We start from the raw sequence: 14,375 nt of genomic DNA on the forward strand, positions 1-14,375 counted from the left end.
GAGACAACCAAACCCAACAGTTTGATTGGAGAACTCCCGGCCGTGCCGCGCATATAGGCTGGTAACTCTGGACCTGAGCGTGGTGTGTGGAATCGCCGTACGATAAACCAACGTTTGCCAGAGGCGGATCCGTGTAAATCTTTGTCCGTAGTTTGCGACATAGCTCCATCAGTGGCCAGGATTACTCTGCCGGGTTGAGCGTCATCGTTCCCACAGAGCCTGCCCGGGCCAGTACAGGGTCCAGGGTCATCGGGATGTACTCACCCCGTCGCCAGCGTTCTCCGAGATCTTCGTAATGTCGGCTCAGAGGATGGCCGGACTGGCCGGTCGAGATGATGAACAGCGAGGAATCCGGATCGGTGAAGTCATACAACCCGCGATAGGCTCCGCCGTGGACCGTCTCGAAGGGATCCGGCCCTGTGCCACGGGACTTTGATCGCAGCAGGGTGTTGTCGCCTCCGCTGACCGATTGACGCAGGTTGACGAGCCATCCAAGCGCAGGGGTCTCTCCCAGAACCGGGTGCTTGTGCACAGCTTCATGTGCATCCCCCCATCGCAGGGACTCCAGCGCCGGACCATAGCGCTCGGTGAGCCACAGGATGGCATCATCCAGCGCCATGCGGGCGATGTCGCGACAGGTTTCAACCCGCGCCGATTGCACGACGTCGCACCAGACCGCTGCGCCGCCGATGTTGCGATAAACCCGCTCGACAAAGAGCGGCTCAAGATGGGTAAACTCGGCGGCAAGGGGACCGAGCTCATCCTCGATCAACCGGGTTTGCAGCGCGCGCATCCACGCCGCGTAGATCAGTGGCTCGGGGAGGTGTTCGTACATCTCTCCATTCCAGTTCGCCATAAGATCCAGCGCCTTCTGGCGTTGCGCCTCGGGTGTGCCTTTGGGTGCGGCTTCGCCCACATACCACAGATCGGATCCGACCAGCGGCAAGAGCGTGCGCGCTGTAAAGCTCACCGTGTCGAGCTGCGCGCCCATAAAGCTCTCGCGCGTGTGGACCTCGCGCTCCTGCATCAGCCGCTGCCAGCGTTGGACCCGCTGGCTGTCGCCCCAATGGTAGGAGACATGGTTCGGAAAGGGCCGGTCCACGGTTTTGTTATTGGTGTTGCCAACAATCCCTCCGCGCGGCGCGACGAACTCGGGATTGTCGGCGTAGGGCATGATCCCGTCCCAGCGATTGCGCGCCTCCCAACCCGGGGTCGGCATACGTCCCTTGCTCTCGTGATCGGGGTCGCGGCGCGGGACATGCCCGATAGTTTTCATCGCAATCGTGGACCGGTCGGCGAGGGTCAGATTTTGCGCAGGTCCAACGAACCCTTCGCCGGCAGCGATAGCGTCCCGGACCGTCTCCGCCCGCATGATCTGCATGGCCGCGGTGACCGAAGTGTCTTGTTCGGACAGCACGGTCCACGACAGGGCGGCGACATGGCCCGGTGGTGTGATTGCTCCGAGAGACCAATGGCGACCGGGCAGAACCGGTCCGTTTTCGGACCAACGCTGGGTGATGGTGACGGCATCCTCATCCCTGATCCGAAGGATTGAGGTCTCGGTCCGCAGAGGCTTGTAACCGTTGGGTGTCAGCACCTCTTCGGGATTGTCGGGGTTCAGCTTTTCGATGTGAACGTCCTGATCGTCCATCTGCGCGGTGGTAATGCCCCAGCCCAGCCGGTCCGAGCGTCCCACCAGCATCACCGGCAGACCCGGGATGGTGCCGCCGATGACGCCGCCGGTCTCCAGATCCATATGCGCGAGATACCAGATTGATGGGGCTGTCAGTTCCAGATGCGGGTCGCTGGCCAACAGAGTGCCCCCTGTCGCAGAGCGCGATGGTGCAGCGGCCCAGGCATTCGAGGCGCCGGTCAGGTGGCGCGGTTTGACTGGTGAGAACGGGTCGAGCGGGGTCGGAGGTGCAGCGGCGAAGCGAGGCAGTCGCGTCTCGGGAAAGAGGCTCGCATATTCCGGCAGCGCTGCGATCCCCGGCCCCGGCAATTCGGTCAGCAGATCCTCGACCCGGGCGCTGTCCTTGAGCAGAAGAGACAGTCTGGCCTGTAGCACCTCATGGGACGCTTGCCCCGAGAGTTGCAGTCCCATCAGCTTGACGATCGCGATGCTGTCGGCGGGCTGCCAAGGTGCGATGGAGGGGGAAAACAGCCAGAATTCCGGAGCGCCCCGCCCCCTTGCCCCCGCGTTGACCTGATCGAGCCACGCATTCACACCCGACGCATAGGCTTCAAGGGCCGCGCGTGTCTCCGGACTCTGAACTTCCACGGATCGGACCGAGGCCCGGTAGAGGTCGAGGCGACGGAGAAACTCGTCCGTGCGCGCAGTGCGTGACCCAAAGAGCTCCGACAGGCGACCCTGAGCCGTGCGCCGCAGCATGGTCATTTGCCACAAACGATCCTGCGCGTGTGCGAAGCCCAGACCAAAGAACACGTCCTCGTCCCGCTCCGCAAAGATATGGGGCACCCCGGATGTGTCGCGCACGATTTCCACCGGCCCGGATATACCGTCTAGCGTGAAGTCTTCGTCGTAATCGGGCAGGCTGCGCGACAGGAACAGGTAGAGCAGTGCGACCGCCAGGAGGCTCAAGCCCGCCAGTCCGAGAAAGATCCGGATCAGCCAGGAAAACAGTCGTGCCATAGGTGTCTCTCTTCGCGCGTCTCGACCAGCCCTGTTGACGGGCAGGGGGATCCCGTTAACCGTGGCTTAGACAATCCAACGCGGGAGGTGAAGCGTGGCGAAGGTGGCATTTCTGGGACTGGGCGTCATGGGCTACCCCATGGCGGGACATTTGCAAGCGGCCGGGCACGAGGTGACGGTCTATAACCGCACGGCAGCCAAGGCTGAAAAATGGGCTGCGGAGCATGGTGGAGGCCATGCGGCGACTCCCAGGGAGGCAGCTGCGGGTGCAGAGATCGTTTTTTCCTGTGTGGGCAATGACGACGATCTGCGGGAGGTCTGCGCCAGTGAGAACGGCGCGCTCCATGGCATGGCCGAAGGCACGCTTTATGTGGATCACACGACGGTTTCGGCGAAAGTCACCCGTGAGATGGCGGCAGCAGCGGAAGAGCGCGGCGTGACCTTCATCGACGCGCCTATTTCAGGCGGTCAGGCAGGGGCCGAGAACGGCCAGCTCTCGATCATGTGCGGCGGGCCGGAGGCGGCCTATGAATGCGCCGAGGCGATCATGTCCGTCTATGCCAAGATCTGCCGCCGGATCGGCGATACCGGAGCGGGCCAGACCACCAAGATGTGCAACCAGATTGCCATTGCCGGACTGGTGCAAGGTTTGTCCGAGGCGCTGAATTTCGCCGAGAAAGCGGGCCTCGACGGGCGTGCCGTGGTCGAGGTGATTTCGCAGGGCGCGGCGGGCTCGTGGCAGATGATGAATCGCTATGAGACGATGCTCGATGGCAAGTTCGATCATGGCTTTGCGGTGGACTGGATGCGCAAGGATCTTGGCATATGCCTCGCCACCGGCGACGAGATTGGTGCGAGCCTGCCGGTCACTGCGTTGGTCGATCAGTTCTACAAAGACGTGCAGGCCATGGGCGGCAATCGCTGGGACACGTCGGCGCTGATCGAGCGTCTGCGCAAGCTGTCCGCCAGCTAAGTGAAAAACCGGCAGCGCGGATGTGCCGCGCTGCCGTAGGAAGAATCAGGCCGCAGCCAGACGCTTTTTCGGATCGTAGAAGGGGCGCTCGGCCACTGTCGCAGTGGTGGGGCCGGAGGGCAGAACGACCTCGACCGGGGTGCCGATCTCGGCATGCTCCACTGACACCATGGCCAGCGCGATGTTTTTCTTCAGGCGCGGCGAGTAAACGGCCGAAGTGACTTTGCCGATTTCCGCACCCTCACGGTTGATCGTCCAGAACGTCGTGTTCGGGCCCTTCAGCGGATCGGCGTCGATGATCAGACCGACCTGCTTGCGCGTCACGCCCTCGTCATGGATTCGCTGCAACGCGGCCTTACCGATAAACTCAGCCTCCATATCGAGATTGACCAACCGACCCAGACCCAACTCGTAAGGGTTGGTGTGGATGTCGGCATCGGCATGGTAGGAGAGCATACCCCCCTCGATGCGACGGATCGACGAGGTGTGGCCGGGCTTCAGCCCGAATTCCATGCCGGCGGCCATGATCGTCTCCCACAGGATGTCCCCATGGGCACTATCGCGCAGGTAGATCTCATAGCCCAGTTCACTGGACCAGCCGGTGCGGGAGACGATGAGCGGAATGCCATCCAACTCCAGCTCGCGCAGCCAGTAATATTTCAGGTCCATAATCTCGTCGCCAAACAGCGCGCGCATGATCTCGCCCGATTTCGGACCCTGAAGCTGAAGGGGGGAGACATCGGGTTCACAGATCTGCACGTCGAGGCCGGAGTGAACTGCGACGCCCTGCGCCCACAGCAGAATGTCGCTGTCTGCGAGGGAGATCCAGAAGTGGTTTTCGGCCAGACGCAGCAGGATCGGATCGTTGAGAATACCGCCCTCGGCATTGGTGATCAGGATGTACTTGCACTGGCCCACGGCCATCTTCGACAGATCGCGGGGCGTCAACATCTGCACGAACTTCGCAGCATCGGGACCCGTGATCTCGACCTGACGCTCAACAGCCACGTCGCACAGGATCGCCTCGTTCACGAGGTTCCAGAAGTTCTGTTCCGGGTCCCCGAAATCGCGCGGGATATACATGTGGTTATAGACCGAAAAGCCCTTGGCGCCCCAACGCACAGTGGCGTCAAAATAAGGTGATTTCCGGATCTGCGTGCCAAAACCGAACTCATCATCGTGCATCTTTCGATCCTCCCATCGAACTCCCGCTAAAATTGAGCGAGGCGTGTCGCGCTGCGATAAACTCCATGGCGCCTTATGACGGCTTTCCGTAGGGGAACTTCGCGATTTGCGACATTTTTAGGTGCAATCCCGGCGAAATATGAGAGCGCTTACATCGAATCGGGTCGCTTAACGGAGATTGCTGCTCCGCCCGAGTTGCGGTAACGCCGCGCCCATGACCGATGAGAGCAGAGAAAAGCACCCGGACGCGCCCTGGCGGAACTTCTATGGCCGGCGCAAGGGGCATAACCTGAAGCCCGCGCAGGAGCGGTATCTGGACGAGGATCTGGCGCAGTTGTCGCCTGGACCCGTGGATTGGGATGTGAACCCTGAGCGGGATCCGCTGGACCTCGATCGCCTCTTCGGGGGCCGGGACGTCTGGCTGGAGATCGGCTTTGGCGGCGGTGAGCACATGGTGCATCAGGCGCAGTCGAATCCCGACGTGGGGATCATCGGCGCCGAGCCCTATATCAACGGCGTGGCGATGCTGTTGGGAAAGATCCGCCGCGAGGGTGTCGATAACCTGCGCATCCATCCGGGCGACGCGCGCGACCTGTTCGACGTGCTGCCCGCAGAGTCGATTTCACGCGCGTTTCTGCTCTATCCGGACCCGTGGCCAAAAGCGCGCCACCACCGTCGCCGGTTCGTCACGCAAGAGCATTTGGAGCCGCTCCACTACGTTCTGAAACCCGGCTCGATCTTTCGTGTGGCGACGGATATTCCCGATTACGTGCGTCAGACCCTGCAAGAGGTTCCAAAGGCCGGTTTCCGCTGGCTGGCGGAGCGACCCTCGGACTGGCGAGAGCCCTGGGGGGACTGGATCTCGACGCGCTATGAGCAGAAGGCCCTGCGGGAGGGGCGTGTACCCCATTATCTGACCTTCGGGCGGGTCTGAGGCCTCACATAAAGCCCAGTTCCAGCCGCGCCTCGTCGGACATCATGTCCATGCCCCAGGGCGGATCCCACGTAATTTCCACATCGACCTGCTTGACGCCGGGCAGAGGCTCGATGGCTTCTGCCAGCCAGCCGGGCATTTCGCCCGCGACCGGACACCCCGGAGCGGTGAGGGTCATGATGACATTCACCTCGTTCTCGTCATTGATCTCGATCGTGTAGACGAGCCCGAGGTCGAAGATATTCACTGGTATTTCAGGATCATAGACCGTCCGGCAGGCCTCGACCACGGCCTCGTGCAGGGGATGGTCAGTGGTGGACGGCCTGATCAGCGGCGCGCCTTCCATGGGGGCTGTTTCGGGCATGATCGGTCCTTTGAACGCTATATCCGACAAGACAGATAAGGCTTTCAGTCGCCCGGGTCCAGATGCCGCAAATGGACCGTGTGCGGTGCTACGGAAAAATCTCTGTGTTCAGCTGCTAGATGCGAGAGTTCCACCGGACCGCGATGAGCCAAGAAGTTGTTGCCCCAACCTTTACTCAGTGTTTTGATTTTTCGTCTTCAACAACTCTCACGACTTCGGTTCAGAACATTACATAAAACCCTTAAATCCTGGCGCGCAATTTCGAGATTCCGCGTGGAATCGTGCCCGGTATCTGTTCCAAAACCAAGCGCCGCTCCTAAATAGAGCCGCACACCTAATAGCTTTCCGCCGGCATATGGGTCGTCATTGTGTGACTCTAAGATGACCTTTTCCAACTTTGCGCATAGCGCCTCTGCTGCGGCAAATAGCCCGGCGCACTCGCCAAAATCGGTCTCCGATTTCTCGACGTGAGAAATGATGTTACTAAGATCTTGAAGCGGTTTCAGATGCTCTGTCATTACTGCTATATCCCTGTACATTAATCACATGCCCGAAGTCGGTATCGAATTCTGAAAATCAAGGCATTTACAACTATTTTGTTTAGGAGATTGGAGCGTGCAGAAATTGTTCCAACAAAGTCGGCGTTATGCCTTGGAGCGACGGGGTTTGCGGATCGGGGCCGGGCGGAGTTTTTTCTCGATCATTTCGTAAAGCGCGCCCGACAGGTTCTTGCCGCTCGCTTTCTCCGCGCCCTCAAGCCCGGGGGAGGAGTTCACCTCCAGCACCTTCGGCCCGTCATTTGAACGCAGCAGATCCACGCCCGCGAGCCCTAGTCCGAAGGCTTTGGCGGCGCGCTGGGCAGTGTCGCGTTCAGCGCGAGTGATTTTCACTGGCGTGGCCGTGCCGCCCATATGCAGATTGGAGCGGAACTCGCCGGGCGCGGCGGAGCGCTTGATTGCAGCCTCAACCCGGCCACCCATCACAATGCAGCGAATATCCTCGCCACCCGCCTCGGCCACGAATTGCTGCACGAGGAAATTGGCCTTGAGGCCCCGGAACGCGGTAATCACGCTCTCTGCGGCCTTTTGCGTCTCCGCTAATACGACACCTTTCCCTTGCGTGCTCTCAAGCAGCTTCACGATCAGCGGCGCCTCGCCCACCAGCGACATGATGTTGCGCGTGTCCTTGGGGGAGGCGGCGAACGCGGTCTGGGGCATCCCGATTTTCTGGCGCGCGAGGATCTGGTGGGCGTGCAGTTTATCGCGGCTGGCGGTGATGCCGGCGGATCCGTTCAGAACCCAAGTCCCGATGGTCTCGAACTGCCGCACGATGGCAGTGCCATAGGGGGTGATCGAGGCGCCGATGCGCGGGATTACGGCGTCATAGCGGGGCAGACGTTTGCCGTCATAATGGACCTCAGGGGCGAGCGGGTTGAGGGTCATGTAGCAGCGCGTGGTGTCGATGACCTCGACCGTGTGCCCGCGCGCCTCGCCTTCGGAGACTAGCCTGCGGGTGGAATACGTGTTGGGCTCGCGGGACAGGACCGCGATGCGCAGTGCGCGGTCCGGCGCGACTTCGCGAACGCGGGCCGAGGAATAGACGTCATAGCTCAGTTCCGGCTGGCAGAATCGCTCCGACGGCGTGATCACCGTGTCCTCGGTCAGGGCCTGACGCCCGATGAGCATCCGGTACTGCATGGCGGCGCGGTCGGTGAGGGTCAGCTCCACCGGCCAGGAGATGTCCCCGATTTTCAACGATGTCTCAATGACGTAGCGCAGCTCCGCTTCGCCATTGGACGAGGTCACCTCGCGCCGGTCGACGATCCGGGCCGAGCAGGGGATCGCCAGTTCTTCGCGACCGGGAACGGGATGCATGAGGAACCGGACCTTGGGCGCGTTTGCGGGGCCGAAGGGCTCGATATCATAAGCGTGGAGCGCCGAGGTGCGCGCTCCGGTGTCGATCTTGGCGCGGAGAGCGGGCAGACCGAGATCGGGCAGGGACACCCATTCTTCCCAGCCAAGGCGGATCGGGTCAGTCATGGGGTTCTCCGGGCAATCAGACTGCCGCGTTCATGCCATCGCGGTGCGGCAAGTCAATGGTGGATCGAGACTGTTCGATGGACGCCTGACACGGTACGGATCGGGGCAGGGGGTTGGATTATGGATAACAGCGCGCAGGAAGACTTCTGGAACGGCGATCAGGGTCGGCGCTGGGCGGATCTCTCGCCGGAGCTCGATGCCCATCATTTGCCTGTGACCGGAATCCTGATGGCCCGCGCGGGTCAGGTGCAGGGCCACACGGTGCTGGACGTAGGCTGCGGGCAGGGCGCGCTGACCGAGGCTTTGTGGCAAGCGGGGGCGCGGGTGACGGGTCTCGATCTGTCATCGGCGCTCCTGGCCCGCGCGCGGCGGCACTTGCCTGCCGAGGTGACGCTCCTGCGGCAGGATGTGACGGAGTACCGGCCCGAGGCCTCCTTCGATCTGGTGATCTCGCAATTCGGGGTGATGTTCTTTGCCGACGACGTGGAGGGGTTCGCAGATCTGCGCCGGATCACCCGTCCGGGCGGTCGGCTGATCTTTGCGAGCTGGTCTGGGGCGGAGCATAACCCGTGGTTCAGCGTGCCCCGGAGGCTTGCGGTCGACCGGCTGGGAGATGTGCCCGGTGATCCGGACGCGCCCGGCCCGTTTCGCCTGCGCGACATTGATCGGACCTGTGAGATCTTGCGGACGGCGGGGTGGTTCGGGGTTTCGGGCAGGGCGGTGGATCTGCATCTGACGCCCGCCGGATCGCTGGCGGAAGTCGCGGATTTTGCGACCCGTCTTGGCGGCGCAAGTGCGGTGATCCGTCAGCGGGGCGGCGGAGAGGCCGACCGGCAGGCCGTCGCGGCGGATGTTGCCGAAGCTTTCGCGCCCTACGCGACGTCCGAGGGTGTCCTTGTGCCTGCCCGGATTAATCTCTTCGAAGCACGCGCGTGAGGCTTTGCCAATCGGCGCGCGATGGGGCAAAGGAGCGGGCATGACGCGCTTTTCATTCGACCTCCACGCCACCGATGGCACCGCCCGCACGGGCAAGATCACCACGCCGCGCGGCGAGATCCGCACCCCGGCTTTCATGCCCGTTGGCACCGCCGCCACGGTCAAGGCGATGCTGCCCGAGAGCGTCCGTGCGACGGGCGCCGATATCCTGCTCGGGAACACCTATCACCTGATGCTGCGCCCCGGTGCCGAGCGGATCGCGCGGCTGGGGGGGCTGCACAAGTTCATGAACTGGGAGCGGCCGATTCTCACCGATTCGGGCGGGTTTCAGGTGATGAGCCTCGCCGATCTGCGCAAGCTGACTGAGGAGGGCGTGACCTTTCGCTCCCATGTCGATGGATCGAAGCACCACCTGACCCCGGAACGCTCAATGGAGATCCAGCGGTTGCTGGGATCCGACATCGTGATGGCCTTTGACGAATGTCCCGCCTTGCCCGCCACGGATGACGAGGTCGCTCGCGCCATGCGGCTGTCGATGCGCTGGGCCGAGCGGTCGCGCGAGGCCTTCGGCGACCGGCCCGGCCATGCACTCTTTGGCATCATGCAGGGCGGAGTGACCCGCGAGTTGCGCAAGGAGAGCGCCGAGGCGCTGAAGGCCATCGGCTTTGAAGGCTATGCCATCGGCGGGCTGGCGGTGGGCGAGGGGCAGGAGGCGATGTTCGGCGTGCTCGACTACGCCCCCGGGTTCCTGCCCGAGGACAAGCCCCGCTACCTCATGGGCGTGGGCAAGCCCGACGATATCGTCGGCGCGGTGAAGCGTGGCGTGGATATGATGGATTGCGTGCTGCCCTCGCGCTCTGGCCGGACGGGACAGGCCTGGACCCGGCGCGGGCAGGTGAACATCAAGAACGCCCGCCACGCCGATGACCCCCGTCCGCTCGATGAGCATTGTACCTGTCCCGCCTGCACAGGCTACAGCCGTGCCTATCTGCACCACGTCTTTCGCGCGGGCGAGATGATCTCGGGGATGCTGCTGACCTGGCACAATCTCCATTACTTTCAGGAGATCATGGAAGGGATGCGGCAGGCCATCTCCGAGGGACGCTTTGCCGCGTGGGAAGCGGAGTTCCACGCCCAGCGCGCCGACGGCGATATCGAGAGGCTCTGACAATGAAGGCGCTCCTCACATCCCTCGTGCTCGGTAGTCTCAGCGGCGCGCCTGCGCTGGCCGGGAGCCTCTGCGGTGTCCCCGAGGCCGAGGTGCTGGACCAGATCACCGGCGAATGGGAAGGGGCAGAGCGACTCGCGTTAGATAACGAGGTGACGTCGCTCATTAGCGAAACATCGCTCGCCGTGACCCTCCGCCCGGGCGCCTATGTGAGCGGCCTGACCGACAGCCTCACCGGAACACCGGCGTCGCTTACGGCCGCGACGGAGCGCTACGACGTGGACGCTGTCGACGAGGCGCTGGATGCAGCCGATCACGCAGTCCTCGCCGATCTGGTCTCTGACACGCCCTGCGGGCCCGAGGATCTGCCTCAATTCACCGTGACCCTGCCGGAGACCCCCGGCATGTCCGCGTCGGGCACGATCACCCTGATCGCCTATTTCACTGACCGGATCCTGCATCTTTCGGATCTGACACTGAGGAGCGACGAGACGGTGCTCTTTGGCACGGGCTCGGCTTTGCTGACGCCGGTTCAGTAGGCGCTTGCACAGGTGCTGTTGAGTCCCCACATTGGGTCAACGAGACGGAGGGCCAATGGGATTGCCTGACCCGGGATCCGACCGAGCCCTTGCCAAGAAGGATAAATATATGACCGAGCAAAACTATCCTGTTCTGCCTTTGCGCGACATCGTGGTGTTCCCCCATATGATCGTGCCGCTTTTCGTGGGCCGGGAGAAATCCGTGCGCGCCCTCGAAGAGGTGATGGGCGAGGACAAGCAGATCCTGCTGGCCAGTCAGATGGATCCGTCTGTGGACGATCCCGCAGAGGATGACATCTACCGCACCGGCGTTCTGGCCAATGTCCTGCAACTGCTGAAGCTGCCCGATGGCACCGTCAAGGTGCTGGTCGAAGGCCGTTCGCGGGTTCAGATCACCGATTTCCTCGAAAATGAGAAGTTTTTCGAAGCGCGTGCCGAGACGCTGGCAGAAGAGACGGGCGATGAAGCCACGGTCGAGGCTCTGAGCCGCTCCGTTGTCGAGGAATTCGAGCGCTATGCCCGCGCCAAGAAGAACATCCCCGAGGAAGCTTATGCCGCTATCGGCGAGGCGACCGACCCTGCGAAACTCGCAGATCTCGTCGCGGGTCATCTGGGCGCGGAGGTCGCGCAGAAGCAGGACATCCTCGAGACGCTGGTGATCGCCGAGCGGCTGGAGAAGGTCTATGGCCTTATGCAGGGCGAGGTTTCGGTCCTTCAGGTCGAGAAAAAGATCAAGACCCGCGTCAAGAGCCAGATGGAGCGCACCCAGCGCGAATACTATCTGAATGAGCAGATGAAGGCCATTCAGAAGGAACTCGGCGATGGTGAGGATGGCTCCGGCGAAGTTGCTGAGCTTGAGGCAAAAATCGCCGAGACGAAGCTGTCGAAAGAGGCGCGCGAAAAGGCCGAGGCCGAGCTGAAGAAGCTCAAGAATATGTCGCCCATGTCGGCCGAGGCCACCGTGGTGCGCAATTACCTTGACTGGATGCTGTCGATCCCGTGGGGCACCAAATCGCGGGTGAAGAAGGATCTGAACCGCGCTCAGGAGATCCTCGATGCCGATCACTACAGCCTTGATAAGGTGAAGGAACGGATCGTCGAGTATCTTGCGGTGCAGCAGCGCTCAAAAAAGCTCAAGGGGCCGATCATGTGCCTCGTGGGTCCTCCAGGCGTGGGCAAGACGAGCCTTGGCAAATCGGTGGCCAAGGCTACGGGCCGGGAATTTATCCGCATCAGCCTCGGTGGTGTGCGGGATGAGTCGGAGATCCGTGGCCACCGCCGGACCTATATCGGCTCCATGCCGGGCAAGATTATTCAGGCGCTGAAAAAGGCCAAGACCACGAACCCGCTGATCCTGCTCGATGAAATCGACAAGATGGGTCAGGACTTCCGGGGCGACCCGGCGTCGGCCATGCTGGAGGTGCTGGATCCGGAGCAAAACGCGACCTTTGTCGATCACTATCTGGAGGTCGAATATGACCTCTCGAACGTGATGTTCCTGACCACGGCCAACAGCTACAACATGCCCGGGCCGCTGCTTGACCGGATGGAGATCATCCCGCTCGCGGGCTACACTGAGGACGAAAAGGCCGAGATTGCCCGCCGTCACCTGATCGGCAAGCAGACCAAGAATCACGGCCTGAAAAAGGGTGAGTTCAAGGTAACGGATGAGGCGCTGACCGCGATCATCCGCACCTATACCCGCGAGGCGGGGGTGCGGAACCTGGAGCGCGAGATCGCGAAACTGGCCCGAAAGGCCACGACGAAGATCGTCAAGGGCGAGGCCAAGGACGTGGTCGTGGATGCGGAGAACCTCTCCGATTTCCTCGGCGTGCCCAAGCACCGCTACGGCCTGGCCGAGGAAGAGGATCAGATCGGTGTCGTCACCGGTCTGGCTTACACTTCGGTTGGTGGAGAGCTGTTGCAGATCGAAGCGCTGCGTCTGCCGGGCAAAGGCCGGATGAAGACCACCGGCAAACTCGGTGATGTGATGAAGGAGTCTATCGACGCGGCGTCGAGCTTTGTCCGCTCGGTCAGCCCGCGCATCGGGGTAAAGCCGCCGAAATTCGACACGCTGGACATCCACGTCCACGTGCCCGAAGGCGCGACGCCCAAGGACGGCCCCTCCGCGGGTCTTGCCATGGTGACCTCCATCGTGTCGGTGCTGACCCAGATCCCGGTCCGTAAGGATATCGCCATGACCGGCGAGGTGACTCTGCGCGGCAATGCGCTGCCCATTGGGGGACTGAAGGAAAAGCTCCTCGCGGCCCTGCGCGGTGGCATCAAGACGGTGCTGATCCCGCAGGAGAACGAAAAGGATCTGGCCGAGATCCCGGACAACGTGAAAGAGGGGCTGACGATCATCCCGGTTCGGCACGTGAACGAGGTTTTGCAGCACGCGCTGGTGCGTGAGCCCGAGCCTGTTGAATGGGACGAAGCCGCGCAGGAAGCCGCCGAGGCGGAACAGCGTGCCAGGATGGAGGCCGCGGTCCAATCGGCGCAATTGCCGCACTAAACCACGTTCAAACTATCAAAAAGGGCGTCCCGTTCGGGGCGCCCTTTATCTTTACCCAAGTTGTGGATGTTCAGTCTTCGGCCACCACGAAGAACGCTGCCACCGCCGCGACAACCCAGAGCCAGCGCCAGTCGCCGGGACTTGCTTCATTGGTCGTCACAACCCGCGCGTTTGGCGGCACAGGCGTGCCCGCAGGTACGACTTCGGCGGCTGGAGTGGCAACCGCAGGCGCTGCAATCATGAGGGCTAGCAGTGCGGCTGTGATGGATCGGGTCATCGGAAATCCTTTCGGGTTCAACTTGCCCCGAAGCTGACGTTTTCCCCCAATATGTCAAGATCGCTACGTGCCAGGAAACAGGTACGACCGTGATCCGCTCCCACTCAAAAGCGCAAAGTGCAGGAAAATTGCGAAGAGCGTCAGGAAGGGCTTGCAGCCGCGAACCACCGCAGTTAAACGCCCTTTCACCGGGCGGTTAGCTCAGCGGTAGAGCACTTCGTTCACACCGAAGGGGTCACTGGTTCAATCCCAGTACCGCCCACCATGAAAATCAATTACTTAGCTGTTATCTGCGAAGTGCATTCCGGTTCCGTGAACCTGTTTTTGTGCTTTTCCCACAGTTACGGGTGCCTGCCGGTTAAGGAAATCCTCTTTCTCTCTCGCAATCCAAGTGACGAGTTCCAACGCTTCTTCCGCGTCGAGAATCCGCGTCTCAACGCTGTGGAGCTCTACCCCCGAGATGCCGCCATCGAAGATGAACGGGCTCAGGTCTCCAGAGGTGGTCCTTGAAATTCGACCAGTTTGCCGCCGTGCTAAGCTATAGCATTGGTTTCATTTCAGGCGGCAACCTTCAGGTCCGGAGATTGCCTGTCATAGGCCTCGTCCGGCGTCATGATCCCATGTGATGAGTGCGGGCGTCTTTTGTTGTAGTAGCTGATCCAGTCACCGATCCCGTCCCGGGCTTCGGAACCTGTTTCGAAGGCGTTCAAGTAGACGCATTCGTATTTGAGGGATCGCCAGAGCCGCTCGATCATCCGGTTGTCGATCCAGCGGCCCCGGCCATCCATCGAG

At 61.8% G+C, this 14,375-nt stretch carries 14 protein-coding genes and 1 tRNA gene; 8 read left to right on the top strand and 7 right to left on the bottom strand.

What is annotated here, in order from left to right:
• Positions 1 to 181 precede the first annotated feature (181 nt).
• Entirely contained in the window at positions 182 to 2,653 is a 2,472-nt protein-coding gene (locus FEV53_RS11140; protein WP_142834880.1) for a penicillin acylase family protein, read from the bottom strand.
• Between the two features lie 94 nt (positions 2,654 to 2,747).
• On the opposite strand from FEV53_RS11140, the gene FEV53_RS11145 reads away from it, so the two are divergent.
• Positions 2,748 to 3,626 (top strand): NAD(P)-dependent oxidoreductase, encoded by an 879-nt coding sequence (locus tag FEV53_RS11145; RefSeq protein ID WP_142834881.1) that lies wholly within the window; start codon positions 2,748 to 2,750, stop codon positions 3,624 to 3,626.
• A 45-nt stretch (positions 3,627 to 3,671) separates the two neighbouring features.
• Here the strand turns inward: FEV53_RS11145 and FEV53_RS11150 are convergent, their stop codons facing one another.
• On the bottom strand, positions 3,672 to 4,811 hold the full coding sequence (locus FEV53_RS11150; protein WP_142834882.1) for a glycine cleavage T C-terminal barrel domain-containing protein: 1,140 nt from the start codon (positions 4,809 to 4,811) through the stop codon (positions 3,672 to 3,674).
• Between the two features lie 214 nt (positions 4,812 to 5,025).
• On the opposite strand from FEV53_RS11150, the gene trmB reads away from it, so the two are divergent.
• The gene (gene trmB / locus FEV53_RS11155) at positions 5,026 to 5,745 is read left to right on the top strand and encodes a tRNA (guanosine(46)-N7)-methyltransferase TrmB (RefSeq protein ID WP_142834883.1); all 720 of its coding nucleotides are present in this window, start codon (positions 5,026 to 5,028) and stop codon (positions 5,743 to 5,745) included.
• Between the two features lie 4 nt (positions 5,746 to 5,749).
• Here trmB and FEV53_RS11160 read toward each other — a convergent pair whose 3' ends face one another.
• From FEV53_RS11160 to rimK, 3 genes are all read right to left on the bottom strand, one after another.
• The gene (locus tag FEV53_RS11160; RefSeq protein ID WP_142834884.1) at positions 5,750 to 6,109 is read right to left on the bottom strand and encodes an SUF system Fe-S cluster assembly protein; all 360 of its coding nucleotides are present in this window, start codon (positions 6,107 to 6,109) and stop codon (positions 5,750 to 5,752) included.
• A 197-nt stretch (positions 6,110 to 6,306) separates the two neighbouring features.
• Positions 6,307 to 6,627, bottom strand: coding sequence for a hypothetical protein (locus FEV53_RS11165; RefSeq protein WP_142834885.1), 321 nt, complete (start codon positions 6,625 to 6,627; stop codon positions 6,307 to 6,309).
• A 126-nt stretch (positions 6,628 to 6,753) separates the two neighbouring features.
• Entirely contained in the window at positions 6,754 to 8,148 is a 1,395-nt protein-coding gene (gene rimK, locus FEV53_RS11170) for a 30S ribosomal protein S6--L-glutamate ligase (RefSeq protein WP_142834886.1), read from the bottom strand.
• A gap of 120 nt (positions 8,149 to 8,268) precedes the next feature.
• Here rimK and FEV53_RS11175 point away from each other — a divergent pair, with 120 nt between their 5' ends.
• From FEV53_RS11175 to lon, 4 genes are all read left to right on the top strand, one after another.
• Positions 8,269 to 9,084, top strand: coding sequence for a class I SAM-dependent methyltransferase (locus FEV53_RS11175; protein ID WP_142834887.1), 816 nt, complete (start codon positions 8,269 to 8,271; stop codon positions 9,082 to 9,084).
• 40 nt (positions 9,085 to 9,124) lie between these two features.
• Positions 9,125 to 10,252 (top strand): tRNA guanosine(34) transglycosylase Tgt, encoded by a 1,128-nt coding sequence (tgt, locus tag FEV53_RS11180; protein WP_142834888.1) that lies wholly within the window; start codon positions 9,125 to 9,127, stop codon positions 10,250 to 10,252.
• Positions 10,253 to 10,254: 2 nt separating this feature from the next.
• Positions 10,255 to 10,791, top strand: coding sequence for a hypothetical protein (locus FEV53_RS11185; protein ID WP_142834889.1), 537 nt, complete (start codon positions 10,255 to 10,257; stop codon positions 10,789 to 10,791).
• A 109-nt stretch (positions 10,792 to 10,900) separates the two neighbouring features.
• Positions 10,901 to 13,306 (top strand): endopeptidase La, encoded by a 2,406-nt coding sequence (gene lon, locus FEV53_RS11190; RefSeq protein WP_142834890.1) that lies wholly within the window; start codon positions 10,901 to 10,903, stop codon positions 13,304 to 13,306.
• A 70-nt stretch (positions 13,307 to 13,376) separates the two neighbouring features.
• Here the strand turns inward: lon and FEV53_RS11195 are convergent, their stop codons facing one another.
• Positions 13,377 to 13,583 carry a hypothetical protein gene (locus FEV53_RS11195; protein ID WP_142834891.1) on the bottom strand — a complete coding sequence of 69 codons (207 nt, stop codon included), beginning with the start codon at positions 13,581 to 13,583 and terminating at the stop codon, positions 13,377 to 13,379.
• 190 nt (positions 13,584 to 13,773) lie between these two features.
• Between FEV53_RS11195 and FEV53_RS11200 the strand changes: the two genes are divergently transcribed.
• Positions 13,774 to 13,848 (top strand) — tRNA-Val (locus FEV53_RS11200).
• Positions 13,848 to 14,093, top strand: a complete 246-nt coding sequence (locus FEV53_RS20855; RefSeq protein ID WP_185962170.1) for a hypothetical protein — start codon at positions 13,848 to 13,850, stop codon at positions 14,091 to 14,093. Before FEV53_RS11200 ends, FEV53_RS20855 begins: the two co-directional genes overlap by 1 nt.
• 47 nt (positions 14,094 to 14,140) lie before the next feature.
• On the opposite strand, the gene FEV53_RS11205 is transcribed toward FEV53_RS20855, so the two are convergent.
• A partial coding sequence (locus FEV53_RS11205; protein ID WP_142834892.1) for an integrase core domain-containing protein occupies positions 14,141 to 14,375 on the bottom strand: 235 nt, incomplete at its 5' end.

The organism is Palleronia caenipelagi, from assembly GCF_007004065.1.
Taxonomy (GTDB): domain Bacteria; phylum Pseudomonadota; class Alphaproteobacteria; order Rhodobacterales; family Rhodobacteraceae; genus Palleronia; species Palleronia caenipelagi.

Excerpts from the sequence above, each read along its gene's own strand:
- lon (WP_142834890.1), top strand. The coding sequence starts at position 10,901 with ATGACCGAGCAAAACTATCCTGTTCTGCCTTTGCGCGACATCGTGGTG.
- rimK (WP_142834886.1), bottom strand. The coding sequence starts at position 8,148 with ATGACTGACCCGATCCGCCTTGGCTGGGAAGAATGGGTGTCCCTGCCC.
- tgt (WP_142834888.1), top strand. The coding sequence starts at position 9,125 with ATGACGCGCTTTTCATTCGACCTCCACGCCACCGATGGCACCGCCCGC.
- FEV53_RS11140 (WP_142834880.1), bottom strand. The coding sequence starts at position 2,653 with ATGGCACGACTGTTTTCCTGGCTGATCCGGATCTTTCTCGGACTGGCG.
- FEV53_RS11195 (WP_142834891.1), bottom strand. The coding sequence starts at position 13,583 with ATGACCCGATCCATCACAGCCGCACTGCTAGCCCTCATGATTGCAGCG.
- FEV53_RS11185 (WP_142834889.1), top strand. The coding sequence starts at position 10,255 with ATGAAGGCGCTCCTCACATCCCTCGTGCTCGGTAGTCTCAGCGGCGCG.
- FEV53_RS11175 (WP_142834887.1), top strand. The coding sequence starts at position 8,269 with ATGGATAACAGCGCGCAGGAAGACTTCTGGAACGGCGATCAGGGTCGG.
- trmB (WP_142834883.1), top strand. The coding sequence starts at position 5,026 with ATGACCGATGAGAGCAGAGAAAAGCACCCGGACGCGCCCTGGCGGAAC.
- FEV53_RS11165 (WP_142834885.1), bottom strand. The coding sequence starts at position 6,627 with ATGACAGAGCATCTGAAACCGCTTCAAGATCTTAGTAACATCATTTCT.
- FEV53_RS20855 (WP_185962170.1), top strand. The coding sequence starts at position 13,848 with ATGAAAATCAATTACTTAGCTGTTATCTGCGAAGTGCATTCCGGTTCC.
- FEV53_RS11150 (WP_142834882.1), bottom strand. The coding sequence starts at position 4,811 with ATGCACGATGATGAGTTCGGTTTTGGCACGCAGATCCGGAAATCACCT.
- FEV53_RS11160 (WP_142834884.1), bottom strand. The coding sequence starts at position 6,109 with ATGCCCGAAACAGCCCCCATGGAAGGCGCGCCGCTGATCAGGCCGTCC.